The sequence below is a fragment of the Streptomyces europaeiscabiei genome (genome assembly GCF_001550375.1).
GTDB lineage: Bacteria > Actinomycetota > Actinomycetes > Streptomycetales > Streptomycetaceae > Streptomyces > Streptomyces europaeiscabiei.
In genome coordinates, this window is sequence record NZ_LRTR01000646.1 from 1 (window position 1) to 10,054 (window position 10,054).

A 10,054-nucleotide genomic window follows, 5' to 3' on the forward strand; every position below is an offset into this window, starting at 1 on the left:
CAAGTTCCGATGCCGCTGGTCAGGAGTACTTCTCCCAGCTGTGATCAAGTCGCGGACCGCCCAGTTCGTGAAAGCCCGAGGTTAAAGCACGACGTTGGGGCCATGATCTTCGAGGCTCGCCCCAAAGTGGCTGCCTAAAGCCGCGGAGCCGACCGCCCCAGCCACAGAGGGTGTCCTCCCCCTTCGTGCCCGCAGCCGCCGGGCGCGGCCAGCCGGGGCGCAGACAGGAGGCAGGCCGCGCCGCAGAGGCGGCGCGCGCCCGCGCCGTGCGCGGGCCTTGATGACGTAGGGAAAGCCTGATCAGCCAGGCAGTGACGGCTTTCAAGACCGATGCGGCATCAGATCCGATACCACTTCTGAGCTGCACAGTAGCGTCGTCGGGACGTCACCATCGAGGCGTTGGCCCACAGATGGCCCATGGGCCCTAAGAACCGCCCGGGGAGCCCCCCTTGGGCGGCGGCTCATCGCCTCGATGGATCAGAGGAGTGACCACAGGCCGCAAAGTAACACCCATCTGGCGGCCGGGCTGAAACGGTACGAGGCCGAGCACGACTGGCTCACCACCGTCCGCCTCCCGCCGTATGCACCCGACCTGAACCCCGTCGGCCCTCTGGTCACTGGTACGCCGGGCCATGGCCAACACCGCCTTCGACACACCCGACGACCTCGACCGTGTCCTGCGCCGGGAGTTATGCAGGATCCAACTCCGACCACACCTGATCGACGGCTGCCTCACCGCCACCGGCCTGACCCTCGCACCACCGACTCCACCCTGAAAACCTCAGTAAGACGCTGTCCTATGTGGTGAGGCGGATAGGGCTTCAACGGGTTCTCCGGCCTCACCGAGGGATGAGGAAATCGGTGAGCTGCCCCCCGGTTGGTATCCGACCGCGGTTGAAGACGACCGCAACGAACAGCACCACTGCCGGCAGCAAGGGGACGAGTGCAGCATCAGGCAATCCAATGGCGGCCGCACCAGCCATGACCAGCACGACCACGATGCCCACCACGAGAACCCGCAATCGCTCCCTTGGCGCAACCGGAGCCACACCGGCCAATTGATCTGCGTCGAGAAGGTCGTCGACACGGCCCTCGGCGTAGCGTTCGGCGATCGTCAGCAACATCACGATGAGGTCTTCAAGGGCGCGTCCCGGCTCGGAGTCCTGCCGCGCTTCGGCCCTTCGTAGCGCGCCCACCACCAGTGCGGCATGAGCCTTGAACTGCCTCTCGTTGTGCCGTCTGGCTCTGGCGCGGCGGGTGCGATGAGCCATCCAAATGGCGCGCTCAACCGGTTGCATGGAAACTCGCGGGATCTGGCAGTCCGGCTGGCTTTCCTCCCAGCGACGGAGAACCGTTGCGCACTGAGCTGCGACCGTCAACAGTGCAACGACAGGCCAGGAGCGCCGGTCTTCCGTTCTCGCACTCTCCTTGACCGGGTACCCGTCGAGGCTCTCCAGGTCATAGGCGGCATACGACGTGCCGGTGCCAGAACTGCTCAGGTTCATGCGTTTGATGATCCGAACTTCAACGATCAAAATCAGGGCCCAGAAAAGAAGTGCCGTTATCTTGCTGATCGCAGATAAGTCCCAGTTACGCACCGACATCGGCGCAGCCACGATCTTGCTGAGCAGTGCCTGCACCGCGCCAGGCTGCGGTCCCGGATCAGCGCTCAACCGCAGATGCTCCCAGTCGGCCATGTCATCAACGTGCACCAAGACGAATAGCAGCAAGCAAAACCGGAGTGTCTTGATTGGCCCGGCCAGGGGTCGAGCGCGCCACCACCGCACTACATACTGAGGGGCCAATCCGTGGCCGCCGACCCGATCTTGTATTCGAGGCGGTAGTAGCAGTATCTGCGTCAGAAGCGGAGCAGCGCGACGCACCCCCAAGTCGGCGCGCAGTCGCTCGAAGCGCTCCACAGACGCCGACGCCCAGCGCTGCGCCGGCAATGCCCAGCGCTGCACCGGTCCAGGAATGACAAGCAGAAGCATCGCAACCAAGATCAACCATGGGGTAACCGCGATGAGAAGCCCGATCGTGAACACGTGGACAGTCTCACGTATCCCACCGACAGCCCCGCCCAGAACAGCGGCAGAGTCTTGTGCGCCTGGTCGGGCAGCGACTGGCCGGACCAACTGAGACGGAAACTGAGACGGAGATGCGCGCAGGGTCCGGCTCAGCGAGCCGGACCCTGCGTCTACCTGCGGTAGCGGAGGGATTTGAACCCTCGGTGACTTGCGCCACACTCGCTCGCCACGGTCTTGCTGATCCTCGGGGTCTCCGAGCGGGCTGTCATGGGGCTCATGGGTTGGTCCACCACGGCCATGGCCACGCGGTATCAGCACATGGTCGACTCCGTCCGCAGCGACGTCGCCCGACAGGTCGATGGGCTCATCTGGCAGTCCACAAGCGCTTCGCTTGAGGATGAAGACTGATCCACACTGCACAGCAAGCCGCTCTGCCCGCGACAAGCGACTCTGTCGCGGGCAGAGCGCGAGAGCCACGTAACAGTCATTACCCAGCGGGCGAGTAGTAGGCGCTTGCCGGGACCGGCGGGCCTGCCGCCACTGCTTGCGAGTACGCCTCATCCAGCAGAGACACGAACCGAATGGCTCTCCGCTCTCCGAGAGCTTCGACGTAGAGTCTCCAGCTTTCAGCACACAGGTGCCAGTGTCGTCGGGCCACCTCACCGCGGAAGTGAGTCCCTGACACCACTCGCACCACGTCGTCATTCGTTCGTTTCAGACGGTAGTCGGCGTACCAGTTGTTGACGATGAGGTTGACGAAGACGACTTGCTTCCTTTCTGCAAGCGATATGGCCACGGAAAACGGTTCCCAGCAGACCGCAAGTTCGGGATCGTCGATTGAGGTCAGAAGGAGTTGCCGGTGGGAGGCGCGTTGCGCTTCCTCGTTCGCGATCTCAGTCTGATGTGACTGGTGAACCAACGACGTCGCCACGCCCAAGAGGGCCGCTGCGGAGAACAGGACCGAAAGCGCCCCGTAAGCCTGGCTGATCTTGCTGAGTTTGTCCCAGTCCCACCCCGCTGATGCGGCACCCTGGAGTAGGAACGGCGTCATCACTATCGCGAGAGTGATGGCTACCCCGGTCATGATCAATGCCAAGGTATTCCTATGCCGTGCAGGCATCCTCGCCATGAGCCCTCCGCCCCCGAGACCCTTGGCGTCATGATGCGGAAGCGCGGCTCGACAGGCAAGACCGCTAAGCGTTGCATCGCGATATATCGCCAGTGTGGCTGTTGCGTGCGGCGTGAGGCCGACTGAGACGGAAACTGAGACGGAGTGGACGAGCCGTCGTCAGGCCCGATCTACCGTTTCGGGCACCAGACGGCTCGTGAAGCCTTCGCCGCGCAGTCGCTCGTAAGCAGCTAGAACGTCGTCGGGAACCTCTTGCTCGATCATGAAACCTTGCCGGGGGTACACCATGAGTCGCTGCTGAGCACCGACAAGCATGTCGATGACGAGACGCGCGTCCCCGATCGAGTCGACGTAGTCGGGAAGCGTCATGGGGGTAGACGCGCTCACCCATTCGATCTCGGGCCAAAGCCGCCGGGCCGTGGCATACGCCCGTCGTTCCTCGTACGGCTTGCTGACGAGCAGGGCGGATGAGACGGGGATGCGCCGCTCTTCGAGCAGGGCCCGCGAGAAGCGGACGTTCTCGCCCGTGTTCCGGGCGTTCAGCTCGACGAGGATGACGCTCGCGGGAACCCCCAGCTCGACCGCGCGGTCCCGGTAGTGCGCGGCTTCGCCGCGGGGCATCCGGTCGCGGGTGGTCCGGCTGGTCGCTCCGGTGAATAGGACGACCGGCGCCATGCCCCGGTGGAAGAGATCTGCCGTGGCGTCGGCCACCCCGAGGTCATGGCTGCCGAGTCCGATGGCCACCGAGCATGGGCGCGGCTCATGGCCCATCTGCTGGAAGTCCCAGAGCCGCTGAGCGTTCGCCCATGACCGAACCGAGATCACTTGCTCTCGCCCTCCGTTGCTGCCGAGTCGGGGACCTTGAAGTCGTACGACCACGCGAAGCGCGCCGCCGCGTGCACTCCGATGGCGAACTCCACGACCGTCCCGTCCGCCGTGTACGTGGTGCGGTGCAGTTCTACCACCCACTCGCCCGGCGAGAGCTGGAGTAGCTGAGCCTCTTCGGCGGTGGGCACGCGCGCGAACAGTTCCTCGCGCATGTGGTCGATCTCGTACCCGGCGTCATAGAGGACACGGAAGCCGCCGCCACGACCGGCCGGGCCCGGGTTGGGTCGACGATGCGCGTACCTTCCACGTGCTCGGGGCGGTAGTAGCTGGTCAGGGTGTGGGTGGGCTGGGTGCCTTCCTTCACCAGCACTGCGCGGACGCGTGGACCAACGCCCTGACCACGTTGGGACTGTGACCCATGTCGGACGACGAGAAGACCCCCGCCCGGCAGGTCATCACCGACTACGCGCAGTCCCACTTCCGGTACTTCCGCACCGTGGACGGGACCGTGTACGCGCAGCGCACCGGCCACCCCGTGGCCCGCCCGATCCGCTCCCAGGGCACCACCGGCAGCCACCGCCAGGAACTCATGGTCGGCCTCTTCCGCGACGGGGTCGGCGTCTTCAACGGAACCGCCCTCAAGGAGGCGTTGGACTTGATCGAGGCACTCGCCCTCACCGAGCAGGTACAGCCCACCCACATCCGCGTCGCCCTCGGCTTCGACGGAGCCACCTGGCTCGACCTCGGCCGCGACGACGGGCAGTCCGTCCGCATCCACCCCACCGGCTGGGACATCCGCACCCCCGACCCGCAGGAAGTGTGCTGGCGCCGCACCCAGCTCACCGGGGAACTCCCCCTGCCCGCCAAGGACACCAACGGCAAGGGCATCGACCTACTCATGCGGCTGTGCAACTTCGCCGACGCCAAGACCGAAGCCCTCGCCATCGCGTGGCTCATCGGCTGCCTGGAACCGTCCGCACCCGTCCCCGCGCCGTTCCTCACCGGCCCGCAGGGCGCCGGCAAGTCGACGGCCGGGCGGATGCTCGTACGGATCATCGAGGGCATCACCGGCGACCTGCGCCGGGCGCCCAAGGACGAAGAGAACATGATCACTGCGGTCGCGGCCGGATGGATCACCGCCCTGGACAACCTCTCCCACCTGCCCCCGGACCTGTCCGACCTCATGTGCTGCATCATCACCGGAGCCGAAAGCATCAAGCGCGCGCTGTTCACTGACGGCGACGTCGTCCGCTCCCGCTACCGCCGCCCCATGCTGCTCACCGGAATCGACGCATGGCCGACTTCGCCCACCTGTGCGCCCAGCTCGACACCGCCACCGGCTTCGGGACGCTGGAGGCGTACCGGGCCAGCCTGGACGACCTCAACGACGACGTGATCGAGGGCGATCTCCTGGCGCAGACGGTCCTCAAGCACGCCGCCGAACTCACCCCGGGCACGGAAGAGCGGATGACGTCGGCGGAGTGGCTGCACGCCCTGACCGCCCTCTACAGCGGCGAGGAATGCCGCCCCCTGCCCAAGGGCTGGCCCACCACCGGCAAGGTCCTCTCCGACCGGCTGAGGCGCATCCAGCCCACCCTGGCCGCCCGCGGCGTCCTGGTCGACTGGGGACGCACCAGCGCCGCCCGCTACATCGAACTCAGCCGCCAGGCCCCGCCCCCGCCACCCGAGCAGCAGACCGCGTTCTGACCGCCCGCCCGGATAGGCAAGAGGAGCACGCCGCCGCGACGGGGTGCTCCTCTTGCTGTTCGGCGGCGGCGCCGCCCTGCACAGGTCGCCCGCGAAGCGGCCCGCTCTTCAAGCCCTGAGCGATGACGTAAGACCACAGACACCACCCTTCTCTTTCCTAAGTAGGGAAGATCTGCGTCACTGCGTCACCACAGGCCCCACAGACGGCCGCTGACCTGCCGCGACAGCGGTGACGCAGACGGCCGATCCCTGCGTCATCCCGCGTCATCAGCGTCACCCCGTGACAAGCGCCCGTGTCATCGGTGACGCAGCACCCACCCTGCTGCGTCACCGGAACCCGCAGGTCAGAAGCCTGATTGACGCAGGTGACGCAATGACGCAGAAATCCCAGCTTCGGACAGCACAGACCACCCGACTGCGCACCAAGGAGTAACCCGTCTTGGCCAGCAACCAGAAGCTCAAGCTCCCCGAAGTCCTGGAAGAGATCGGCATGAGCCGCGCCGCCTTCTACCGCATGCGCGCCCGTGGCCGGGCACCCCGACTCCACAAGCTCCCCAACGGTCAACTCCGCGTCAACCGCACCGACCTGGATGAGTGGTGGAACAACCTCGAACGCCCCGTCTACTGACCCACCCCGATCAATGACCGCTCGACAACGGGCCCGCCGCACGGCGGGCCCGTTCCCGTGAAAGAACCCTTGTGGGAAGCACGTACACCGTTCGGATCTGGGCCGTCCGTCAGCGCAAGGACCGGGGCCAGTCCTCAGCAGAGTTGCGGTGGAAGGTCGGCGAGACTCCACACTCTCAGACGTTCGGAACCAGGACGCTCGCCGACAGTCGACACGCGGAACTTCTGACCGCCGTCAACGCCGGTGAGCCCTTCGACGAAGCGACCGGCGTTCCGGTCAAGGAACTCCGGCAGCGCAACGACGTGAGTTGGTACCCGCACGCACGCGACTACATCGAGATGAAGTGGCCGACAGCTCCCGCGAAGACCCGGACGGGCCTCGCCGAAACCTTGGCGACGGCCACGCCTGCGCTGGTGACCAGCCGTCGCGGCATGCCCGACGCGCGGGACCTGCGCAGCGCCCTCTACAGCTGGGCGTTCAACTTCAACCGATGGACGGACGACCCGCCGGCCGAAGTCGCGCGCATCCTGTCGTGGGTGGAGCGCAGCACCGTGCCCGTGAGCGCCTTGGATGACCCGCTCGTCATCCGCAAGGTGCTGACCGCCTTCACTCAGCGTCTGGACGGCAAGAAGGCCGCCGCTGCCACCGTGAAGCGCAAGCGTGCCGTCTTCCACAACGCCCTGGGCTTCGCCGTGGAGGCCCGACGCCTCCCCCACAACCCGCTCCCACAGGTTCAGTGGGTGATCCCGCCGACTGGCGACGAGATCGACCCCGGCTGTGTCGTCAACCCCCGACAGGCCCGGACGCTGCTGGATGCGGTGGAGAAGCAGGGCCCGCGTGGCGAGCACCTGAAAGCGTTCTTCGGGTGCCTGTACCACGCGGCCCTACGCCCCGCAGAGGCTGTCTGGCTCCGACACGACAACTGCGAACTGCCCCTCACTGGTTGGGGCACCCTGCACCTGGACGGCTCGCGCCCGCGAGTTGGTCGCGGGTGGACCGATTCCGGGGAAGCGCATGACGAACGGAGCCTGAAGTGGCGGGCGGAGCGGGAGATCCGGCACGTCCCCATCCCGCCGCACTTCACCACCATGCTCCGGGAACACATCCAGATTCACGGCGTCGCACCGGACGGACGGCTCTTCCGCACGGCGCGCGGCGGATTCGTACAGGAGAGCGGCTACGGCGAGGTGTGGGCAAGGGCACGGAAGAAGGCGCTCACCCCCCAGCAGCACGCGTCACCGCTCGGAGGGCGCCCCTATGATCTTCGCCACGCGTGCGTCTCTCTGTGGCTCAACTCCGGGGTCGACCCCGTGGAGGTCGCCCGGCGCGCTGGGCACTCGGTGGCCGTCCTGCTGAAGGTCTACGCGAAGTGCCTGGACGGCGCCACCACCATGGCCAACGACCGGATCGACGACGCACTGAAGCGCTGGCAGTGACCCACGCCGCCCCACACATGCCCCATACGCACTGGTCAACACGTGATCCAGGGTGAGACACAGTGGGACAATCCACCCGAAATGGCCCCACGATCGCCCTGAATAGCGAAAGGGCCCGTGATCAGCATTTCTGCTGGTCACGGGCCCTTTCATCCACGTGGCGGCGCCAGGATTCGAACCTGGGTAGGCATAGCCGACGGATTTACAGTCCGTTCCCATTGGCCACTCGGGCACACCGCCTGGGATTGCTGCCCTTCGAACCGCTTTTCGGCGGTGCTCCGTGGCAACGACGTAAACGATACCTGATGCCCGGGGGTGCTCCGCCACCTGATTGATCAGTACTCGGAGGGGCCGGGGTGGCTAGGCTTGTCGCCCCCGATACCCCGATGCAAGGAGCCACAGGACATGGCCGACTCCAGTTTCGACATCGTCTCGAAGGTCGAGCGGCAGGAGGTCGACAACGCCCTCAACCAGACCGCCAAGGAGATCTCGCAGCGCTACGACTTCAAGGGCGTTGGCGCCTCGATCTCGTGGTCCGGCGAGAAGATCCTGATGGAGGCGAACTCCGAGGACCGGGTGAAGGCCGTCCTCGACGTCTTCCAGTCCAAACTGATCAAGCGCGGGATCTCCCTGAAGTCGCTGGACGCGGGCGAGCCCCAGCTGTCCGGCAAGGAGTACAAGCTCTTCGCGTCGATCGAGGAAGGCATCTCCCAGGAGAACGCCAAGAAGGTGGCGAAGATCATTCGCGATGAGGGTCCCAAGGGGATCAAGGCCCAGGTCCAGGGCGACGAGCTGCGCGTCAGCTCCAAGAGCCGCGACGACCTGCAGACCGTGATCGCCCTCCTCAAGGGCCAGGACTTCGAGTTCGCGGTGCAGTTCGTCAACTACCGGTGATCATCCGTAGTCGGACCTGTAGCTGAACCCGTAGCCGGACCTGTGGTTGAGGTCCTACGGAGAGGACGGAGAAGGGTGGGCACGCCGGTTTCGACCGGGGTGCCCACCCTTCTCGCCTGCCGGCCGCGGGTTCGCGGCGGTGCGTGCGTACGCGCTCAGCGGCGGGAGTGGCCGAACAGGAGGCGGTAGGCGATCAGCAGGACCAGGGAGCCGCCGATCGCGGCCGCCCAGGTGGCACCGTCGTAGAAGTTCTCGGAGATCGGGTGGTCCAGCCAGCGGGCGGAGATCCAGCCGCCGATGAAGGCGCCCGCGACGCCGATGAGGGTCGTTCCGATGAAGCCGCCCGGGTCCCGGCCCGGCAGCAGGAATTTGGCGATGGCTCCGGCCAACAGCCCCAGAATGATCCAGCCGATGATGCTCATGCCGTGAACCTGCCCTTTCGTGCCGTACGTGTGCTGTACCTGCGCTGTGTTTCCCCCCACAGAGGCCAGGTGCCCTGCTGTCATGCCTTGTTGTCATGCCTTGTTGTCATGCCTTGTTGTCGGGGAGGACGTCGGGGTGACGTCCGGCGGTTGCGGCGGTCAGTAGGGTGCGGCACATGACACAGGCCGGATCGGAGGCCCGGTTGCGCCGCACGCTCGGGGTCGGGGACGCGATGGTCGTCGGGCTCGGGTCGATGCTCGGCGCGGGGATCTTCGCCGCGCTGGGCCCGGCCGCGCGCGCGGCCGGGTCGGGGCTGCTGCTCGGGCTCGCGGTCGCCGCCGTGGTGGCGTACTGCAACGCGATGTCGTCGGCGCGGCTGGCGGCCGTGTATCCGGCCTCGGGCGGCACCTATGTCTACGGGCGTGAGCGGCTCGGCGACTTCTGGGGGTATCTGGCCGGCTGGTCGTTCGTCGTCGGCAAGACGGCCTCGTGCGCGGCGATGGCGCTCACCGTGGGGGCGTACGTGTGGCCGGGGCAGGCGCACGCCGTGGCGGTGGCGGCCGTGGTGGCGCTGACCGCCGTGAACTACGGCGGCGTCCAGAAGTCGGCGTGGCTGACGCGGGCGATCGTGGCCGTGGTGCTGGCGGTCCTCGCCGCCGTGGTGGTCGTGTGCCTGGGGTCCGGGGAGGCGGACGCCGGGCGGCTGGCCAGCGGGGCGTCGGGGGGCGCGGGCGGGGTGCTGCAGGCGGCCGGGCTGCTGTTCTTCGCGTTCGCGGGGTACGCGCGGATCGCCACCCTGGGCGAGGAGGTACGGGATCCGGCGCGCACCATCCCGCGCGCGATCCCGCTCGCGTTGGGCATCGCGCTGGTCGTGTACGCGGCCGTCGCCGTCGCGGTTCTCTCGGTGCTGGGCTCAGGCGGGCTGGGGCAGGCCCCCGCTCCGCTGGCCGACGCGGTGCGGGCGGCCGGGGTGCCGGGGCTG

At 66.9% G+C, this 10,054-nt stretch carries 8 protein-coding genes, 1 tRNA gene and 4 pseudogenes; 7 read left to right on the forward strand and 6 right to left on the reverse strand.

Annotated elements, in window-relative coordinates:
* Window positions 1-505 precede the first annotated feature (505 nt).
* Window positions 506-776, forward strand: a pseudogene (locus AWZ10_RS55865) (transposase); the annotation flags it as partial.
* Between the two features lie 63 nt (window positions 777-839).
* Here AWZ10_RS55865 and AWZ10_RS54130 read toward each other — a convergent pair.
* On the reverse strand, window positions 840-1,697 hold the full coding sequence (locus tag AWZ10_RS54130; RefSeq protein ID WP_234441103.1) for a hypothetical protein: 858 nt from the start codon (window positions 1,695-1,697) through the stop codon (window positions 840-842).
* A gap of 540 nt (window positions 1,698-2,237) precedes the next feature.
* Here AWZ10_RS54130 and AWZ10_RS54135 point away from each other — a divergent pair.
* Window positions 2,238-2,435, forward strand: a pseudogene (locus AWZ10_RS54135) (site-specific integrase); the annotation flags it as partial.
* A gap of 79 nt (window positions 2,436-2,514) precedes the next feature.
* Here the strand turns inward: AWZ10_RS54135 and AWZ10_RS31555 are convergent.
* From AWZ10_RS31555 to AWZ10_RS31565, 3 genes and pseudogenes are all read right to left on the reverse strand, one after another.
* Window positions 2,515-3,111, reverse strand: coding sequence for a DUF6082 family protein (locus AWZ10_RS31555; protein ID WP_159058412.1), 597 nt, complete (start codon window positions 3,109-3,111; stop codon window positions 2,515-2,517).
* Window positions 3,112-3,315: 204 nt separating this feature from the next.
* Window positions 3,316-3,981, reverse strand: a complete 666-nt coding sequence (locus tag AWZ10_RS31560) for a YdcF family protein (protein WP_037694008.1) — start codon at window positions 3,979-3,981, stop codon at window positions 3,316-3,318.
* Window positions 3,978-4,360 (reverse strand): annotated as a pseudogene (locus AWZ10_RS31565) (UTRA domain-containing protein); the annotation flags it as partial. The gene AWZ10_RS31560 and the pseudogene AWZ10_RS31565, both read right to left, overlap by 4 nt.
* Window positions 4,361-4,402: 42 nt before the next feature.
* Here AWZ10_RS31565 and AWZ10_RS31570 point away from each other — a divergent pair.
* From AWZ10_RS31570 to AWZ10_RS31580, 3 genes and pseudogenes are all read left to right on the forward strand, one after another.
* Window positions 4,403-5,691 (forward strand): annotated as a pseudogene (locus AWZ10_RS31570) (ATP-binding protein).
* A gap of 439 nt (window positions 5,692-6,130) precedes the next feature.
* On the forward strand, window positions 6,131-6,319 hold the full coding sequence (locus AWZ10_RS31575; protein WP_060892667.1) for a helix-turn-helix transcriptional regulator: 189 nt from the start codon (window positions 6,131-6,133) through the stop codon (window positions 6,317-6,319).
* A gap of 71 nt (window positions 6,320-6,390) precedes the next feature.
* The gene (locus AWZ10_RS31580) at window positions 6,391-7,755 is read left to right on the forward strand and encodes a tyrosine-type recombinase/integrase (RefSeq protein WP_060892668.1); all 1,365 of its coding nucleotides are present in this window, start codon (window positions 6,391-6,393) and stop codon (window positions 7,753-7,755) included.
* Between the two features lie 158 nt (window positions 7,756-7,913).
* Here the strand turns inward: AWZ10_RS31580 and AWZ10_RS31585 are convergent.
* Window positions 7,914-7,995: transfer RNA gene (locus AWZ10_RS31585), tRNA-Tyr, on the reverse strand.
* Between the two features lie 165 nt (window positions 7,996-8,160).
* Between AWZ10_RS31585 and AWZ10_RS31590 the strand changes: the two genes are divergently transcribed.
* Complete coding sequence (locus tag AWZ10_RS31590) at window positions 8,161-8,649, forward strand: YajQ family cyclic di-GMP-binding protein (RefSeq protein WP_046708746.1); 489 nt, start codon at window positions 8,161-8,163, stop codon at window positions 8,647-8,649.
* 155 nt (window positions 8,650-8,804) lie between these two features.
* Here the strand turns inward: AWZ10_RS31590 and AWZ10_RS31595 are convergent, their stop codons facing one another.
* A complete protein-coding gene (locus tag AWZ10_RS31595; protein ID WP_037693856.1) occupies window positions 8,805-9,071 on the reverse strand; it encodes a GlsB/YeaQ/YmgE family stress response membrane protein in 267 nt (88 codons plus the stop codon).
* Between the two features lie 176 nt (window positions 9,072-9,247).
* Here AWZ10_RS31595 and AWZ10_RS31600 point away from each other — a divergent pair.
* On the forward strand, window positions 9,248-10,054 hold an 807-nt coding region (locus tag AWZ10_RS31600; protein ID WP_159058413.1), incomplete at its 3' end, for an APC family permease.

Bases quoted from the DNA above. Each gene is read 5' to 3' on its own strand.
- AWZ10_RS54130 (WP_234441103.1), bottom strand. From the start codon at position 1,697: ATGGCCGACTGGGAGCATCTGCGGTTGAGCGCTGATCCGGGACCGCAG.
- AWZ10_RS31555 (WP_159058412.1), bottom strand. From the start codon at position 3,111: ATGACCGGGGTAGCCATCACTCTCGCGATAGTGATGACGCCGTTCCTA.
- AWZ10_RS31590 (WP_046708746.1), top strand. From the start codon at position 8,161: ATGGCCGACTCCAGTTTCGACATCGTCTCGAAGGTCGAGCGGCAGGAG.
- AWZ10_RS31595 (WP_037693856.1), bottom strand. From the start codon at position 9,071: ATGAGCATCATCGGCTGGATCATTCTGGGGCTGTTGGCCGGAGCCATC.